A 19249-nucleotide genomic window follows, 5' to 3' on the forward strand; every position below is an offset into this window, starting at 1 on the left:
TGTTTTTGCTGATAAATAATTTCCTATTCACTAATTATTAATTGACCACTACGTTATGAGAAAAGAACTGATCAAAGCTCTTTGCGGGCCTTCTTTTCGATCGCCTTTCCTTTCGCTGGTAATGTGCCTGGTATTCCTGAGCGTGCTGGATCTGCACGCGCAGATAGCCTATGCTTCGGGTATGCGCAGACCGCCATCGGACCAACAGGTGAAAGAACGGGAAAGCGGAATGAATTATGTCGTGAGCTTGCAGGTAGAAAATGCCAGCCTCGGACAAGTACTCGAAATAATTGAGCAGCAAACATCCCTGGTGTTTGTCTATTCCAACGATGAAATCAAAGCATCACAAAGGATTTCGCTGAATGTAAAAAATAATAAACTGGACGATGTTCTCCAGATGATCCTGCTGCCGCTGAATATCCGGTATGAGATGATCAGCAACAAAATCATCCTGAAACAAACAAGTCTTGCTACACTGGATGATCAGCAACAGGAACTAGCCATCTCCGGCCGTGTTGTCAACAACAAAGGAGAAGGGATACCCAATGTAAACGTGCGTGTACAGGGCCTGAGCATCGGTACGGTGACCAACAGGGATGGCGTTTATTCCTTAAAGATACCTGCCGCACAGGCCAATGGTATCCTGATTTTTTCTTCTGTAGGATATATTCCTGCGGAGATAAATATCAATGGAAGAACCCATATAGTAGCCATGCTCACGGAAGATGCAAAAGACCTGAACGAGATTGTGATCACTGCTTATGGTCAGCAGAAAAGAACACAGGTAACAGCCGCCATCAGTACGATCTCTAACAAAGATATTACCAGCCGGCCTGCTACCAGTATGTTCCAGGCTTTACAGGGACTTGCACCTAACCTGATTATCCAACAGAACACGGCCGAGCCGGGCGCCACTATCAATATGAATATCCGCGGTGTGGGTAGCTTAACAGGCAACGCACCCCTGGTGATTATTGATGGGGTGCAGGCAGGTAACACCGGTTTGCAAAACCTGAATCCTTATGATGTGGAAAATATTTCTGTGCTGAAAGATGCTGCATCTGCGGCTATCTACGGGTCACAGGCGGCAAATGGCGTGATCTACATCACTACAAAAAGGGGAAAGAAAGACGAGCGTCCTACGGTGCAGTACAATGGTATGTACGGCTGGCAAACACCTACTACTTTGCCCCGGCAGGTAGAAGCATGGCAGTACATGACCCTAAAAAATGAAGCATTGGTCAACTCCGGTAAAACACCGCAGTTTGCGCCCGCTGATATTAAATCCTGGCACGACCGTGGCTCCGAACCGGCCATGCTGCGTGAAATGGTGCGGGAATATACACCACAGCAGAACCATAGTCTGAGCGTTACCGGTGGTGGTAAAACCAGTAGCTACCTGTTGTCACTGGGTTATGTAGACCAGGGCAACATGTTGCAAAACAAGTGGCTGCCATCAGACCAGGAATTTTATTATAAACGCTACAATGCACGCCTGAATGTATCCATAGACGTAAGCAAATATGTGAAAGTATCCGGAAACGTAGCTTACACGCGCTCCAACACCCGCACACAGGTATTTGATATGGGACTCCTGATGCGTGATGCCATGCGTGTTCCCCGTATTTATCCGGTGAAGGATTCGTTGGGTAACTGGGTAGTACCCAGTCTTACCAGTAACAGTGTGTTTGCACAGCTGGGTGAAGGCGGTTATAAAATGAATGCTATGGATAACCTGATGGGTGGATTGGATGTGGTGATTACCCCGGCAGATCATTTTAAGATCAACCTGAATGCATCCGGTAATTACAATATCAACAATGAAACCCGCCGTATCAACAAGTTCAGTTACGCACCTTATTATACCACGGCTAATCCGCCACTGTATAATGAAATGCATCAGAGTGAATACAAGGACCTCTATACTAACGTGTACGCCACTGCGGAGTATGAAAATACTTTCGGTCGTCATTATGTGAAAGGACAGGTAGGTGTGCGCAGTGATGCGGTAAATGAAGGCTATGGCTTCCGTGGGGATCGTTTTGGTACCACTAATCTTGATAAGGACTGGTCTATCGGGGGTGGATATATTCCCAAAGCGGATGGTACCTACGACTATGCACAGATAGGTACGTACAACGATTTTACCAATCCTAACCTGTATGCATTGAACTCTTTATTCGGAAGGGTAAACTATGTATATAATGATAAATACCTGGCAGAATTTACCTGGCGGTATGATGGTTCTTCCAAACTGGCGCCGGGTCATCGCTGGCAGTTCTTCCCCGCGTTTTCACTGGGATGGAGACTGACAGATGAAGCCTTTATGCAGGGAATAAAAGACAAGGTGGGTAATGTAAAACTGCGCTATTCCTGGGGACAGGTGGGTAATTCCACTATCGGCGGATTCAACTACCTGGCCAGGGTGAATATCAATTCGGGTTATTATGCGTTCAACAATTCACCGGTAACCGGCTCCACTTTTTCAACCTATAATGATCTGTTGCAGTGGGAAATTTCCGCGATGAGCAACTACGGCGTGGATGCGGATTTCTTTAAAGGTAAGCTCACCGCATCTTTCGATTATTTTGAAAAGATGACCACCGGCATTTACCTTTTCCAGACCGTTCCCGGTACTGCCGGTACAGATGCGCCACTGGAAAATGTGGGTAAAGTAAATAACAAAGGTTGGGAGCTGGCATTGACGTATCGCACCAGGACAGGCGCTTTTAATCATTCCTTTGGTTTTAACCTGGCTGATAACCTGAATAAGGTCATCAAGTTCGGACAGGAATCAATCCGCGGCAGCGATTTTACTTATATCATCAAAGAAGGTTTCCCCATTGCTTCGTACTATGGATATAAATCCAATGGCCTGTATCAGAACCTGGATGATCTGAAAAGTGCGCCAAAAGTGCCTTTCGCATATAACCAGCAGGTAATGCCGGGAGATATAAAATATATCGACCGCAATGGCGATGGCGTGATCGATGAAAGCGACCGCTATGTATTTGGTAATCCTTTCCCCCGCTATACTTTTGGTTTTACCTATAGTGTGAGCTGGAAGAACTTTGACATGACCATGTTCTGGCAAGGGGTGGGCAAAAGATCCCAGTTCCTGCGGGGTGACATCGTAGAGGCCTTCCATAACAATGAAGACCATGCCATGATCCAACACCTGGACCGCTGGACGCCTACCAATCCCGGCGCTACTTATCCGCGTCTCACTATTGGTGCGGCAGATGCCAACAATTTTGCATACTCCGATTACTGGATGTTTGACACCAAATACCTGCGCCTTAAAAATTTACAGGTAGGATATAACCTGCCGAAATCATTGCTGGACAAGGCGAAGATCCAGGGTGTACGGGTTTATTTCACCAGCCAGAACCTCATAACAATAATGCCTAAACGATTCCGTGAGCTGGGGGTAGATCCTGAGTTTACGCAATTTGATGACAAGCTGGGTAATGCTAGTTACAATCCTATTGCAGGACGTAATTATCCCAATGCTGCCACCTTTGCTTTTGGTTTGGATGTAAAGTTCTGATGCTTAAACAATCTATTGTATGAAGAAGTTACTATTGATAATATTACTCGCGGCGGGCATGTCCGGTTGTCGTAAGCTGGACCAGCCTATCACGCGGGAGTTTACTGAAACGGCTTACTGGCGTGATTCACAGGATGCGCTGGACGCATTGACCGCCTGTTATGAGCATCTCTCCAAAGATGATTACTTTTTTGGTGATGAAGCCCTGAGCGATAACGCTTATAACAGCGGTAGCGGATTACTGAATGTAACCTCCATTTCCAACGGCGGTTACGATGGTTCCAATGCCCGTGTAAAAGATACCTGGGGTTATTACTTTACAACTATTCGTAGGTGCAACACCGTTACTGCCAATGCAGACCGTGTACCCGGAATGGATAGTACCCTGAAACGCCGGATCGTAGCAGAGGCCCGGTTTATACGTGCCTATGCTTATTTTCAGCTCACTGCCTGGTACGGCGATGTACCTTTTTATACGGACCTTATCTCTATTGAGCAGTCCCGTGTTATTGCACGTACGGATAAAAACACCGTGCAGCAGTTTGTATTACAGGAGCTGGCCGATATTCAGAAAGACTTGCCCACGAATACGCAGCTGGCGGAAAAAGACCGCGGCCGTGTGACCCGTGGTGCGGCTATTGCGCTGAGTGCCCGCGTACACCTGTTCCGCAGCGAGTGGCCGGGAGTAGTGAGTGACTGTGAACTGCTGATCAATACAACAGAGAACGGCGTTTACAGCCTGTTCCCCAGCTACAGCAACCTGTTTACCGTTGCCAATGAATACAATCCTGAAGTGATCATGGACCTGCAATATGGCGGTGGCAGAACGTACGACAAGCAACGGCAGTTCCTCCCACAAACCATTGCTGCCCTGAGAAGTGTGCTGGTACCTACACAGGATCTTGTAAACGATTACGTGATGGGGAATGGTAAAGGGATCAATGAAGCTGGTTCCGGATATGTGGAGAGCAATCCGTATGTAAACAGGGACCCGCGCTTTGAAGCCACTATCCTGCATCATGGGTCTATCGTAACAGATTTCAACGGGGCGCAGCAAACGATCCTCACGCAACCGGGTTCCGTACCCGCTACCAATAGCGTGGATGATCAGGGCGCATCACCTACCGGTTACTATTTCTATAAGTATTATGACCGCAGCGCCACCAATTACCAGTCGGGCCTGAACCTCATCCTCTTCCGGTATGCCGATATACTGCTGATGTATGCAGAAGCGAAGATGGAGCAGGGGCAGCTGAGTGCTGCTATCTGGAATCAGACAGTCCGGGCTTTGCGTGTACGCGCCGGATTCACAGATGCCAGCGCCACTGAGTTCAATGCCGCCTGGACAGCCGATCAGCAGCGGACCATCATCCGCCGGGAAAGGAGAGCAGAGCTGACTTTTGAAGGACTTCGCATCTTTGATATCCGTCGCTGGAAGATCGCTGACCAGGTACTGAATAAACCTGTGAGAGGAATCAAAGTAACTTCCGGCTCTTTCAATAAAGATGCAAATGGTTACATCATTGTAGAGAACAGGCTGTTTACAGATCCTAAACATAACCTCTGGCCGGTACCTACATTTGAGCGCGATCAGAATAAAAACCTTTCACAGAATCAAGACTGGTAATTCATCCACCTAAAAAAAGTACGTATATGAAGCAATATATTATCACAGCATGTTCCATTTTAAGCATACTGTTTACTGCTTGTAAAAAGGACAACTATACACTTAATACCAATATGCAGCCGGTGGAAAAACTCACCGCTCCTTTGGATAATAAATACATAAAGCTGCAACCTACAACCAGTGCGAGCGTGAGCTTTGAATGGGATCAGGCGCGTGCAGAAGACGGTTCGCTGGTATTATATGAAGTAGCTTTTGATAAAGAGGGTGGCGACTTCTCTTCACCCGTAGCAAAGTTTGCTGCAGACGGAGGCGGGGTACAGAATAAGCTCACCTTATCTCACAAAGATCTTAACAGCATTGCCGGGAAAGCTGGTATTGCTTCACTGGCTACCGGTAAAATAAAATGGACGGTACTGGCATCCAAAGGATACAACATTCAGCCAGCGGCGGAGTCAAAACTGATTGAAGTAGAAAGGCCAAATGGTTTTGCTGAAATTCCGCTGGATGTTTTCCTGACAGGAGAAGCCACGGAAGCGGGTACTGACCTGGCCAAGGCCATCAAGCTGAAAGCTGTTTCCCCGGGTGTATACGAAGTGTATACTTCTCTGAAAAATGGTAAATATCATTTCGTCAACAGGAACACCGGCACGCCCAGCACTTATTCTATCAGCGGAACAGCTGTAAAGGAAGGGGGTGAATCAGAACAAACAACAGGTACCAAAGTATACCGCCTGCGGCTGGATTTCAACAATGCAGCAGCAGCAAGTACAGAGATAACCGGTATCGGGCTTTGGTTTGCGCCGCTGAACAAGTTTATCTACGACCTGTCTTATGAAGGCAACAGCATCTGGGCGTTCCGTAATCAGCCGATCACTTTCAAACAAGAATCGTGGGGTCGTGATGAACGTTACAAATTCCGTGTAGCCGTAATAGGTAGTGATGGTACGCCCGGTGAAGAATGGTTTGGCAGTTCCAATGCAGATAATAACCGTCCTACTGCGGGTACTCCGCTCAGCTTCTGGGAGTTTCATCCAATCAGCAATAACGACCAGTGGAATTATTGCTACAAATTTGCATCAGAAGCAGATAATAAAAACTGTGACGTAATCGTAACTTTTGCGCCTGACAAAAATTACACCCACGAAGTGATTGTTAAATAATATAACTATGAAGCATACACGATATTTTATGGTAGTATTGGCATTAGCATTCGCATCCTGTTTAAAAGAGCCGGTAGACGATGGTCCCGGTCCGAATCCGGAGAAAGCGCATTACGCCTTTGATTGGGCCATGATCGCCGATTCCACACAGAATGCCCTTACCGGCAATTTCTGGAACCAGGAAAAGTATTTCAATGAAAACAGCGCAGGCAAAACAAACTTTAACTACTGGCCCAATGCACATGCACTGGATGTACTGGTAGATGGTTATCTGCGCAAAAATGACCCTGCGATCAAAAAGCGGATGGATGACTTGCTGGACGGCGTAAAAGCAAAGAACGGCAACACTTACATCAACTACTTTTATGATGATATGGAATGGATGACACTGGCCTGTTTGCGCGCATACGAAGCCACCGCCGATCCCCGTTATAAAGATGTGGCCGTATTATTATGGAACGATATCAAAGGCGGTTGGGATGAAGTATGGGGTGGTGGTATTCACTGGAACAAGGATAAAAGCAAGAACTATAAGAATACACCCGCTAATGCCCCCGCCTGTATCATTGCTTGCAGGATGTATGGGGTAAGTCAGCAGCCGGATGACCTGATGTGGGCAAAGAAAATTTATGACTGGCAGAAAAGCAACCTGGTAGATCCTGCCACCGGTATGGTGTGGGACGGACTTAACCAGGACGGCAGCGGTACCGTGAATAAGAGCTGGCTGTTTACCTACAACCAGGGCGTATTTATAGGTGCAGGTGTTGAATTGTATAAGCTCACCGGCGAGGCCATGTATATCAACGATGCGGTGAGAACCGCGAATAATGCATTGGGCGGCAATTTCACGAAGAATAATATCCTGAAAGAAGAAGGTGGTGGTGATGGCGGTTTATTCAAAGGTGTGCTGGTGCGTTACCTGATGTTGCTGATTACCGATGGAAGTCTGAGTAGTACCGATGCTGCAAAATATGCCAGCTTCCTGCAACTGAATGCCGAAACCCTTTGGCTGCAAGGTACTTCCAGGCCGCAGCTGCTCTTTAACACCAACTGGCAGACCACCAGTACTACCAGCGATCTCACAACACAACTGAGTGGCGCCATGGTCATAGAAGCGGCGGCGAGGTTAAAAGAAATGGGACTGCTTAAATAATTTTTTAATTTACGACTTTGAGATGTTGGAATTTATAAATGCAGCGAATCTGAATTTTGTGCTCCGCTGCATTTATAAATTCCAACATTTAAAAATCCGAAAATATTTTATCGTGTTGAGAAGAACCATTATTACGTTATGCTGTCTGTTGTATGCAGCCGGTGGCTTTGCGCAAACCAATGCGCAACGGGCAGATGAGCTGCATGCAGCGGTGTATAAATATCTGTATAACAGCAAAACAAAGTTATTTATTCAAACCAGTGATCCGGCGAAGAATAATAACCTGCATGCAGATCTTTGGGGTCTCTGTGCCCTGATTCAGGCCGCCAATGAAATGGAGCGCCTGCATCCGGGAAAGTCGTATATGCAGCCGGTGGTAGCCGCCATTGATCAGTATTACGATCCTATTCCGCCGGCACCGGGCTATGCATCCTATGTGGTGAGCGAAAGGCGGGAGGACCGCTACTACGACGACAATCAGTGGATCGGTATTGCCTACCTGGATGCCTGGCAACGTACCCGGAAAAAATCGTTTATGCAGAAGGGTGATGAAATTTACCGGTTTATGATGACGGGCTACGATACCATTACCGGCGGCGGTTTGTACTGGAAAGAAGGGGATAAGACCACCAAAAATACCTGTTCCAATGGCCCGGGTATCCTGCTGGCGTTGCAGTTGTATGAAGCCACCCATAAGAAAGCCTACCTCGATACCGCCATGCTTTTATACAATTGGGTAAATAAGTACCTGCGTGATCCGCAGGGCGTTTATTGGGATGCCATCAAGCCGGAAGAGCATAACCGTATTGATTCTGCGGTGTATACCTATAATACAGGAACTATGCTGGAAGCCAATGTAAAGCTGTATCGTATTACGCGGAATGCGCAGTACCTGAAGGAAGCACAGACGATTGCAGCCGGCAGTTATGCGCGTTTTTTCCATAATGGCAGGTTTAATTCTTCCTATTGGTTTAATGCGGTGCTGCTGCGGGGATATGAGGCGCTGTATAAAGTAGATAATGATAAACGCTATATCAATGCCATGCAGACGTATGCGGATAATGTTTGGGAGCAGGATCGTGATAAACGTAATAACATGTTGGGTAAGCGCCCCGAAAAGGAATTGCTTGGACAGGCAGGGATGATGGAGATCTATGCCAGGTTAGCAACGCTGTAATATTTTTTTGGGAGATATGAATAAGCCGTGTGCAGATCTTTACTGCAGGCGGCTTTTTATTGCAGGATGCCCGAAACGAGGGATGCCCTGTAATGGGCTGTTATTATTTTGATATAATATTACATAATTTCTTAATTTTATGATTATTATCATTACTTTAAGGGGAATAGGGTGTACCTGTTCCGTTTTTTAAGCTATAGCGTAAACCTATCCTATTCCTATGCGGCTAATCCTTTTTCTTTTGCTTGCCTTTGTGCAGTTGACTGTCTATGGACAGACGGCTGCCCCGGCGGGTAAAAAGGGGGAGCGTTCAACGGAATTTAAGATGAAGGAAGGGAGTTATCTGAGCTTTACGCAGGTGAACCTCAGCCTGGGTGAAATTGGTTTTAAAGTAGAAGTAGCCTGTGAGCATAAAAAGAGCAATGCAAAGCTGGAGTTCCGGATCGACAAACCCAAGGGCAAAATTATCGGCACGCTGGATATTCCCTATACAGGCGACAGCACCTACGCCCTGAAGCTCACCGGCAACCTCCGACATGCAGAAGGAGTACATGATCTGTACCTGGTAGCACGCGGTGAGATCGCCTTTAGCATTACATCTTTCTCCTTTATTTATAATTATTGATATAGGCATTTCCGTTAGCCGGAAAAAAATGTTTGCTATTTTTTGGAAAAATGAAACGGCTGCTTATCTTTGCGCTCCCTGACACAATATCAGTTGCCCAGATGGCGAAATTGGTAGACGCACTGTGTTCAGGTCGCAGCGCCGGCAACGGTGTGCTGGTTCGAATCCAGTTCTGGGCACTAAAAAGGTTGTAAGCTATTGACTTACAACCTTTTTTTATTTGTGTCAATGTCGTTTTTCTACGCTTTTACCCACTTTTTTTACACTATTTGCGACACGTAAAAGCTCCAGACAATTTTTGAGCCTTATCAGACATTGGAATGCGGTAAAGCCGAAGTAGGGTTGGGGCTATACTTGTGCAAACAATATGCTGATTTACTAGGTGGAAATATCGAAGTCCGGAGCAAAAGAGAGGTCACCGTCTTTTCAGTTATTCTTTCTTTTTCATCAATCAAATTTGACAATCACGATAAATAAGAATCCAAACTGTCTTTCTGAATTACATAGTGTTTTTACCCATACCCCGGTTTTTTTCCCGGGAAAGAATGTGTGAGGAATGCAATTGGAGCACCCCAACGTTCTACCGGAAAATGAGGTTAATTAATGATCGGGATAAGGATTCCAGAGGGGCAGCCGCGTTAAGTAATGCCGAGAAAACGATGATGAAAAAAGTAGCCGCTGAGGTAAAAGTGTGGTTCCAAAATAGTCTTGTTCAGTTGATTGAATCGTAAATTATATTGGATTTTTAAGATCGACAGGCTATTAGCCTACCGAATTCTTTATAATTATTTTCGGATTTGAATGTAGATAATCGCGAGCCCCGATCGATTCTTTCTGATAAAAGCGCCGACATTGGAGGCAGCTTTTCAAGAGGTTGTGTAACAACCATACAACTTGCTGGCGCTAAGAAAAGCGCCTCAAGGCGTTAACATATATACTTTAAAATCTTTTTCCGAAATAGTTTTATATTTTCGTAAATTTTATAGGATACTTTTAGCTTCGAAGAGTTGAATAGTATAAATACATAATATATAATATATTCATTTATGACAGATTTCCTTGATGAGAAGGAATTTGAAGAAAGGTCAGACTATATAGAAGACAATAATCTAGAATTATGGAACGTCCATAATCAGCATTTTGACTTCATCCAAAAGAAACTACTAGGAGTTGGAGCAAAACTTTTGGTTGGGCCTAGGGGTACTGGCAAAACGCACCAAATGAAAATCGCCCATTTATTGTGTAATAAAGATAATTCTAAACCGCTTTCAATATTTGTTTCGTTTACGAAGTATTATCATTTGGAGCCATTTTTAACTAAGGTTCCAAATGCATTGCAAGTATTTCATACTTGGGTTTTGTCCAAAATAATCCTCAGTTGTTACGCACTGATTGAAGAACGAAAAGATGATTATTCTCTTTTTGCGAACTCTCCAAGGTCACTGTCCAAAGAGGCGGTGACAACTTTCGTAGAAAAGGCAGAAAAACTACGTGCATCGCAATTGAGCAATGATAGCCTTATTGTTGATCTAACTATTCACAAGGTTATAGACTGTCTAGAACAGCTTTGTAACCATTATAAAAGGAAGCGAGTAGTATTGATGCTGGATGATGCCGCGTTATCATTAACGCCTGAATATTTAGTAGAATTCTTCGATATAGTAAGAAGCTTAAAAACTAAAGGGATTTCTCCAAAAGCATCAGTATATCCTGGCACTACTCAATATGGACCAAGATTTCATGTAGGCCAAGATGCAGAGATGGTACCATGTTGGTTAGGGGTAGAGAACTCAACTTACTCTTCATTTATGGATAGTTTGGTAGAGCAAAGATTTGTACAATACAAAAGTGGAATCAGTACTGAAATAATCGAGCTTTTTAAATATGCCTCTTTTGGTGTTCCAAGAGCTTTTATAAGCCTCCTTAGAAATTACAAAGGGAATCCTGATAAAAGTACACTTGCAAAATTTAATGCAGCAATAGATCAGCAGGCAAAATTTATTGAAACAGAATATCTCTCGATTGAGAAAAAACTTGTCCAATATCGGAAGGTAATTGAAACAGGAAATAGTTTATTCAAGAATATTATTGAGTGTATCAAGGAAGAAAATAAAACTTCTGGTGAGTACAAAAATATTGTGATTGGCATTCAATCTGAAAGTATCGATAGTATCAAACTCGCAAGCAGAATGGTAAGATTTCTCATTGAAGCAGGACTGCTTTATGAGGAGGTTCCAGTGAAGCACGGTGTACAAGAGAAAGGCGAAAAGAGAGAATATAAAAGATATATTCCTCACATCTTATTTCTAATACAGAATAGAACCTTCTCTCAAGGTCACGGCACAAGTTTCTCAGAAACCTTAAATAATATTAAGAAAAAATCCAAGAAACACCCTGTTAGAAGGGTACTCAATACATTATTAGACAAGGAAGAATTAGATGGACTTACGTTAGATCTGCCTCCTTGCCAATCCTGTAATACCCCAAGATTAACTGTAGAGCAACGATTTTGTCATAATTGTGGTAAGGAATTAGTCAATCAATCCGCATTTGAGAAATGCTTAAAAATTTCAGTTGATGCACTTCCTTTAACAGATTGGCAAAAAGTAAAAGTTAAGGAAATAGGACTCAATGTAATAGGAGATTTTCTTGCTCTACAAGATCCAGCTGCAACGCTCCGTAAAATTCCTAGAATTGGGGAAGTGAAATCCACAAAAATATATAGTGAAGTAGTCAAAACTGTTGATGAATTCTTAGCATAATGGGAAAAGATAAAAAAGCTATTTTCGAATTGAAGGCAAACTCAGTTATGGCAGGCGTTGTTGGCTACGACCTGAGAAATGCGATTGACATAAAACATAAAGAATCTGATTTTTCGCCAATCGATAGCTTCATATCAAATGGAACTGAGATAAACAAACTTTTCACAGCGACTCCCTCCCAAGTTTTAGGAAACTTGATCATACTCGGATATATATCTGCAATAGAAAGCTATTTTCGCGCATTATTTCGTAGACTTATTTTGATAGATGACAAATGCAGGGAAGCCTGTGAGAAACGGCAGGTTTCATATGGTGCAGTTTTGGCAGTTGATGATTTAATGTTGCCCGAGGCCTTATTTGAGGATATATCTTTCGCAGGTAGAAAAAATTTGATTGACTCGTTTAAGAACTTTCTAAATTTAACGTTGCAAGATTCACAAATACCTCCCGACCTCCAAGAAACATTAACTCAGTTTAGTGAAATATGTGAGCTTAGGCACTGTATTGTCCATAGATTTGGTAAATTTGGCTCGAAGAATGCCATTAGTTTGGGGCTAAATAAGCATCAGTCACATATTGAGAAGCCAATCAAGTTCGATTTCACAATGTTGCAACAACTTGTAACTGTATGCCACAACACTGTTAGAATTACCAACAATTTGTTGATGGAAAGGATACTAAATAGACTTTTAGTGGAAGGGAGTCACAAAATACCGAATCCAATATGGACATGGGATTTCGATAAAGACAAACAGTTATTTGGGCAATATTTTGATACATTTTACTCAAAATTGAATCCACCTAAGCCTAAGTTAACTATGCAGGCGGCATACTCAAAATATTATAAATATTATCAAAGCATATAAAATAGGATGGATTTATTAGGGAGATATTATACGGCAGAATTATTTTCTGAGCTTTTAGTAAACACTTTTTCTACTAAGGAGCCCACATCAATTTTGGAACTTGGAGTAGGTGGCGGTTCCTTAATAAAAGCTGCCTTAAGTAGGTGGGCCAATGCGTCTTATTATGTGGCTGACGTGGATCATAATTCCCTAGAAAAGATAAAAGAGGAATTGCCTTTTATCAATACTTTTCATATTGACACTATTAAAGAAAATGTATCTGAGAAATTAAATCTCAAAAATGGATCTGTTGACATTGCGATCTGCAATCCACCTTATCTCAAGGTAAGAAATGAACTGTGCTATGATAGCTTATTTCATGATGCTAACTTAGATGCCTGTAGAAAATTAAGGATTTTAACATCAGACATTATCTTCTTAGCGAAGAATTTGCAATTAGTAAAAGCCAATGGTGAAATTGGAATAATTCTGCCTGATAGCCTTATCACAGGGAAAGAATTTGAGAACTTTAGGGCAGCGTTAATTCAGGAATACCATATTAAGGGAATTATACAATTACCCGAAAATATTTTCCCTAAAACGGAAGCCCTAACACATATACTATATATCGAAAAGCAAAAGCCCCTAAAGCCTAATACAACGTTGTTTCTATCAGATAATAAAGGCACCATTATCAATTCTATTGATGTTGATCATGCCTCTTTGGTAGATAGAATGGATTTTAAATTTCATTCTTGGCAAGCTTCATTTAAGAGATGTAAACGCCAAACACTAGCCTTAAGGGATTTAAGTGCAGATGTTCAACGAGGTAGTTTAACACATAAAGAATTAAAAAATTCAGGTAAATCTTATGTACATACTACTAATATGGTGCACATGGAAAAATGCTTACGCTTAAAATCCAGCAAAATTATTGAAGGGAAATTTCGGCTCACCCAAAAAGGAGACATTTTATTGTCGAGAGTAGGTAATATTGGAAAAGTTTCAATGGTCACACAAGGGAAAGCATTATATTCCGATTGTATTTATAGAATTAGAGTGGCACCAGAACATCGTGATCAAGTTTGGAATGCTCTTATTTCAGAGGTGGGACAAAGCTGGCTACAGGCAATATCTCATGGGGTTTGTGCGAAGGTTATAAGTAAAAATGATATATTAAACTTCCCAATCAATGTTTGAAATTTTGGTATATTGAAATAGACACCTCATTGACACAAATAACTCACAATATATTCACCCGGAACAAGATGTGAATCCAGTTCTGGGCACTAAAAAGCCTTGTAAGTTTCTATTACTTACAAGGCTTTTTTAATTTTATCTGCGCATCATAATTTTAATTTCAATCCACCATTTACAACGAAACCATCCAGCGGAGCATAGATATCTCTAAACACCGGATGCGTGACAGTTCCGGTATATATACTATCGAAACGGGTTTGCCGGGTATCCATGAAGTTTTCAAAGTTTATAAACAAAGAAAACCGTTCCCATAAACGTTCTGCCATGAATCCGCATATCCAGTAAGGCTTGCCGGTAGTGCCATCACTGAGCGCCTGCTTGCTGTAGTAGTAGGCTTCCAGTCCAAGCTTCCACTTATCTTCCATTTCGTACATCAATACATTATTCAGCCGATGACGTGCCGTAAGCGGGTTTTCTCTCTTTGTGCCGTTATCATTTAATTGCGCATCCGTAAAAGTATAACCAATAAATAGTTTAAAATCATCGTAACCGAATTTGACATTTGTTTCCCAGCCTTTGGTATCTATAAATCCCTTCACATTTTCCAATCTGTATAAATTACCCGGGACACTGTTGAGTAATAAAGGATCATTAATACGGGTGTAGAAGAAGAGTTGATTTATACTGAAACTCACTTTATCATCAAACAAGGCCGTTTTATAATTAAAATCAAAGTTTACGCCATAAGATTTCTCCAGCTTATTGGCATCAGGATTTATGGGCAATACGGATTTATACTGGATGCGTTCTGTTTCCTCTGTGAAAATTGTAGGCGTTTTATATCCGAGGCCACCGCCCAGTCTGGATGAAAGTTTCGGTGATATTTTAAACAAGGCAGATAGACGGGGTAGCAGCACCAAGCCATAGTCAACCACATAATCGCCCCGCAGACCGGTTTCTAACTGCAGCCAGGCATTAGCTTTCCAGGTATTCTGAACAAAAGCGCCCAGTGTATGCTGATCATAATTCCGCCCCGGAAGGGTATCCGTCTGCTCTTCCTTAAAATTATCGGTATATAGATTGATACCTGCAACCCAGTCTGTATTCTCCCGTTGATGGCTATACGTAGCTTCCGTATATGAGGACCACTGCTGGCCATCAAAAGTATAATCCGGAATGGAAATTTTTCGCTTAAAGCTGTTCACGGAATTTTTTACAGTCAGACTGTTTCCTTCGCTAAACTGATGATCAAAGGCAAATTGTGTGGAGAAACGATTACTCTTATTCTTCTCATAATAGCTGTGGGTACTGTCTCCCCGTCCTTTAATATAAAGGATGTCGCCACCGGTCCGGTCCTCGGTGATGAAATTTAATCCCAGATTCATTTTGGTCTTTGGGCTGAAATACACAAACAGCTTCGGATTGATAACATACCGCTCAAATTCAGGAATAGCCGTAAACCCTGTGTTGGAAGGATCATAGGGTTTGTTACTATTCCGGGAAGCATAGATTGTTACCCCTACCTTGTCGAACCGTTGGCCATAATAACCATTAATGTCCAGCCCTCCCGCAGATGTACCATTGAGCAGGAATCGCAGTTCCCGTTCCTCCGTTGGTGCTTTTGATATCAGGTTTACTAACCCTGCAATGGCACCTCCACCATACAGCGTAGAGGCAGATCCTTTGATCACTTCTACCTGCTTCAGGTCCAGCGGCGGGGTTTGCAATAGCCCCAAGCCTCCCGAAAATCCGGCATATAAGGGAAATCCGTCTTTAAGAATCTGTGTATAGCGGCCATCAAGACCTTGTATACGGATACTGGAGTTGGCAGACGTGGCCGAAACCTGTTGCGTTTGAATACCAGTGCTTTCATTGAGCATCATCCGGATATCACCAGGCTTCATATTCGCTTTCTCTTCCAGCTCTTCCCCGGCTATAAATTCAACGCGGGTGGGAATATCCTCTATACTACGGTTACTTCTGGTAGAAGAAATAACCACTTCTTCCATCTCTTCTCCGGCGTGATCCAGGAAAACAACCACCGAGTCAGCGGTTAACGGAAAAGAAAATGTATCAGTCTTCTCCTGGTATCCCAAAAAACTACAGATAATGACGTGCTTCCCATTAGGAATACCATTAATGGTTACTATTCCATTGTTGTCTGCTTTTGCACCTTTACTGGTGCCAGCCAGAACAGCAGTAGCCCCGGCCATTGGCGCTTTTGTATCTGCATCTTTTATGACGGCCCTGAAGGTGTTCTGCGCCAGGCATAACTGGGCAAAGCACAGTATCAGTATGCTGCTAAATAACTTTATCATTCGTCTGTTAACAATCTAAGTCTAAGTGGTCAGCACGTACAAGGAAAATATGATCATGAGCCATTTCATGGGAGCAAATATACTGATCCTCCATGGCACTTCTAATCATATTTTTTTATCAGGGATATCCGGTTGATCACTTCATGCAAGATGTTTTCATGTGCCAGTGTACCCCAGGTTAAATTCCGTTTCTCCGAAAGTCTCGATTCGCAAAACAATTGCGCAATAGATGGCGGTGCTATTTGAATTAATTCAATAGCTTGAATGGCTAAAGCCATTTTTTCTACCATGATCCGTGCGTTGAATTCATATGCTGCCGGGTTGGTCATTAACTGTTGTAAATCCGCCAGGTGAAGGTCTAAAGTAGGATCGAGGCCCTTTGCTTTCCGGAAGTAGTTCATGAGTGCTTCCTTACTCGCAGGCTCTTTATGCATGGCACGCAAAACATCCAGCGCCTGAATATTGCCTGAGCCCTCCCAGATGGCATTGACAGGAACATCCCGGTATAATCTTGGCATAATCGACTCTTCCACGTAGCCATTTCCACCAATACATTCCAATGCTTCTCCTAATACCAGTACCGCTCTTTTTGTGTTCCAGAATTTTCCAATGGCTGTGGCAATCCGTGTAAAATGCATGGCTTCTTCATCAAAGATGGCATCATCAAAACCTTTTGCCAGGCGCATCGCTAATGTGGTAGCAGCTTCAGATTCCAGGCACAGATCTGCCAGCACATTTTTCATTAAAGGCTGGTCTATCAGTTTTTTTCCGAAAACGCTTCTGTAGTTGCAGTGATGGATGACTTCTGTTAATGCTCTTTGCATGGTGGCAGCCGAACCGATAGCACAATCCAGCCGGGTATGACGTACCATTTCCATGATGTTGGCTACACCGCGGCCTTCATCTCCAATTATTTTTCCCCATGCTTCATGAAATTCAACTTCGCCTGATGCATTTGATTTGTTGCCCAGTTTATCTTTTAATCTTTGGAAATAGAGTTTGTTTTTTTCTCCTTCCAGGGTGAACCTGGGTACCAGGAAGCAGCTCAGCCCTTTATCTGTTTGCGCCAGGATCAGGAATGCGTCACTCATGGGCGCACTGCAAAACCATTTTCTCCCGGTAATTTTATAAATTCCATGACCCATGGGTTTGGCGAAAGTGAGATTGGCACGCACATCGCTGCCACCTTGCGGTTCGGTCATGGCCATACCAAACGTAACGCCTTTTTTATCAAAGTAAGGAATGTGCCGTGCATCATATTCATTTGAAAGTACCAGTGGCAGCCATTCTTCGGCTATGTCTGCTACTATTTTCAGGGAAGGCACAACAGCGAAGGTCATGGTCAACGGGCAACTGCTGCCTTCATCTATTTGCTGTTTCAGATACGCCAGTACACTATGCGCCAGGTAAGCGCCGCTCCTATTGGAGGTCCAGGCAATGGAATGGACCTGGTGCCTGATGGAAACTTCCATCATCTCGTGATAAGCCGGATGAAATTCCACTACATCCAAACGGTTGCCAAAACGGTCGTGGGTTTTCAGTACCGGTAAATTTTTATTGGCCAGGTTACCCGCTTCCTGCATAGGGTGGCTTCCCATGATCTTTCCAAAAGCTGTGGCCTGCTCATTTATCCAGCTGCCACCATAGGCATTTACCGCATCTTGAAGCACTTCATGGGTGGTAAATGAATTATAATCTTCAATAACGGGAACCTGGTTGATGGACTTCTGAAAATCAAAACCGGAAGAAAGCATAAGGGGCGATTTTTGATACTCCAATCAAAATTATTCCATGATGTTATTCCACAACCGCCGCTCTGTTATACCGGTTCCTGTAATCAATCGGTGACAGACCGGTTATCTTTTTAAAAACGGATCTGAAAGATTTGGTGTCAGAATAACCTACATCATACATCACTTCATTTACGTTTTTGCTGCTGGTTTCAAAGTGTTTTTTTGCGGCCTCAATTTTTACTCTTTGTATATATTCAACAGGGGTGTTGTTGGTTGCTTTTTTAAAACGTCTTTCGAAGTGACGTTTTCCGATGGCGTATTTCAGCGCCAGGTCTTCAACGGATATTTTATCGGCTACATTATGTTCAATAAATTCCTGTGCATTTTTTATCGGTTCATCTTCATGTTTCTTTTGTCCGGTAAACATAATAAAGGGCGACTGGCTTTTCCTGTCTATCTCTACTGCAAATACTTTGGAGGCGAGAATAGCGGTTTCGCGGTTGGCATATTTCTCCACAAGATATACGAGGAGATTCCAGTAGGAGTTGGCGCCACCGCTGGAATACAGGCCATCTTCTTCTGTAATGATCCTGCCGTCTACCAGGGTTACTTCCGGGAACATGCTCCTGAATTCATTGGCTGTTTGCCAGTGACTGGAACATTCTTTTCCGTTTAATAAACCGGTTGCTGCGAGTAGAAAAGCCCCGATACAAAGACTGGCTACTTCGGCGCCGTTTTTATATTGATCAACAATCCAGGGGAGAAATGCTTTATTGATTTCCAGCGATTGTTTCAGGTCGCCGCTCAGGGCTGGTATGAAGATGAGATCCGTCTTTTTTATATCCTGTATCAGCAGGTCCGTATGTACGGTAAACACGCCATTGTTCAGCCGCACTTCCGGGGAAAGTCCTGCCAGTTGAACATGGAACATCGGCGCTTTGCCGGCTGCTTCCAGGAATCCGTTTACGGCGGTGAACATATAGCGCGGATCTGAAATACTGGCTAAGACAGCCTCGTTGGGAACAAGTATGGTGATGTGTTTCATAGAATAAAGATAAGGAATAAAAAGTCGCGATCAACCCCTTAAAATGTCGCATCT

General features: G+C 43.4%; 12 protein-coding genes and 1 tRNA gene. 10 read left to right on the forward strand and 3 right to left on the reverse strand.

The window, feature by feature from the left end; all coding sequences use genetic code 11:
• The first annotated feature begins 55 nt into the window (after positions 1–55).
• The 10 genes from ABQ275_RS08195 to ABQ275_RS08240 all read left to right on the forward strand — a co-directional run bounded on the left by ABQ275_RS08195 (position 56) and on the right by ABQ275_RS08240 (position 14099).
• The gene (locus ABQ275_RS08195; protein ID WP_349317799.1) at positions 56–3550 is read left to right on the forward strand and encodes a TonB-dependent receptor; all 3495 of its coding nucleotides are present in this window, start codon (positions 56–58) and stop codon (positions 3548–3550) included.
• A 19-nt stretch (positions 3551–3569) separates the two neighbouring features.
• The gene (locus tag ABQ275_RS08200) at positions 3570–5177 is read left to right on the forward strand and encodes a RagB/SusD family nutrient uptake outer membrane protein (protein WP_349317800.1); all 1608 of its coding nucleotides are present in this window, start codon (positions 3570–3572) and stop codon (positions 5175–5177) included.
• Positions 5178–5203: 26 nt separating this feature from the next.
• Positions 5204–6337 (forward strand): SusE domain-containing protein, encoded by a 1134-nt coding sequence (locus ABQ275_RS08205; RefSeq protein WP_349317801.1) that lies wholly within the window; start codon positions 5204–5206, stop codon positions 6335–6337.
• 7 nt (positions 6338–6344) lie between these two features.
• Positions 6345–7490, forward strand: coding sequence for a glycoside hydrolase family 76 protein (locus ABQ275_RS08210; protein ID WP_349317802.1), 1146 nt, complete (start codon positions 6345–6347; stop codon positions 7488–7490).
• Positions 7491–7602: 112 nt separating this feature from the next.
• Positions 7603–8667, forward strand: a complete 1065-nt coding sequence (locus ABQ275_RS08215; protein WP_349317803.1) for a glycoside hydrolase family 76 protein — start codon at positions 7603–7605, stop codon at positions 8665–8667.
• A 220-nt stretch (positions 8668–8887) separates the two neighbouring features.
• A complete protein-coding gene (locus ABQ275_RS08220) occupies positions 8888–9292 on the forward strand; it encodes a carbohydrate-binding protein (protein ID WP_349317804.1) in 405 nt (134 codons plus the stop codon).
• A 95-nt stretch (positions 9293–9387) separates the two neighbouring features.
• A tRNA-Leu gene (locus tag ABQ275_RS08225) sits at positions 9388–9471 on the forward strand.
• A gap of 867 nt (positions 9472–10338) precedes the next feature.
• Positions 10339–12054: a hypothetical protein gene (locus ABQ275_RS08230; protein ID WP_349317805.1), complete on the forward strand. Its 1716-nt coding sequence runs from the start codon at positions 10339–10341 to the stop codon at positions 12052–12054.
• Positions 12054–12920 carry a hypothetical protein gene (locus tag ABQ275_RS08235; RefSeq protein WP_349317806.1) on the forward strand — a complete coding sequence of 289 codons (867 nt, stop codon included), beginning with the start codon at positions 12054–12056 and terminating at the stop codon, positions 12918–12920. The genes ABQ275_RS08230 and ABQ275_RS08235 overlap by 1 nt, the downstream gene beginning before the upstream one ends.
• 6 nt (positions 12921–12926) lie before the next feature.
• Entirely contained in the window at positions 12927–14099 is a 1173-nt protein-coding gene (locus ABQ275_RS08240) for an N-6 DNA methylase (RefSeq protein WP_349317807.1), read from the forward strand.
• A 146-nt stretch (positions 14100–14245) separates the two neighbouring features.
• Here ABQ275_RS08240 and ABQ275_RS08245 read toward each other — a convergent pair whose 3' ends face one another.
• The 3 genes from ABQ275_RS08245 to ABQ275_RS08255 form a co-directional block, all read right to left on the reverse strand.
• On the reverse strand, positions 14246–16417 hold the full coding sequence (locus ABQ275_RS08245) for a TonB-dependent receptor (RefSeq protein ID WP_349317808.1): 2172 nt from the start codon (positions 16415–16417) through the stop codon (positions 14246–14248).
• 101 nt (positions 16418–16518) lie between these two features.
• Positions 16519–18171, reverse strand: coding sequence for an acyl-CoA dehydrogenase family protein (locus tag ABQ275_RS08250; protein WP_349317809.1), 1653 nt, complete (start codon positions 18169–18171; stop codon positions 16519–16521).
• A gap of 43 nt (positions 18172–18214) precedes the next feature.
• Positions 18215–19195 carry a helix-turn-helix domain-containing protein gene (locus tag ABQ275_RS08255; RefSeq protein ID WP_349317810.1) on the reverse strand — a complete coding sequence of 327 codons (981 nt, stop codon included), beginning with the start codon at positions 19193–19195 and terminating at the stop codon, positions 18215–18217.
• Positions 19196–19249: the final 54 nt, after the last annotated feature.

The organism is Chitinophaga sp. MM2321 (assembly GCF_964033635.1).
In the GTDB taxonomy this organism is placed as follows: domain Bacteria; phylum Bacteroidota; class Bacteroidia; order Chitinophagales; family Chitinophagaceae; genus Chitinophaga.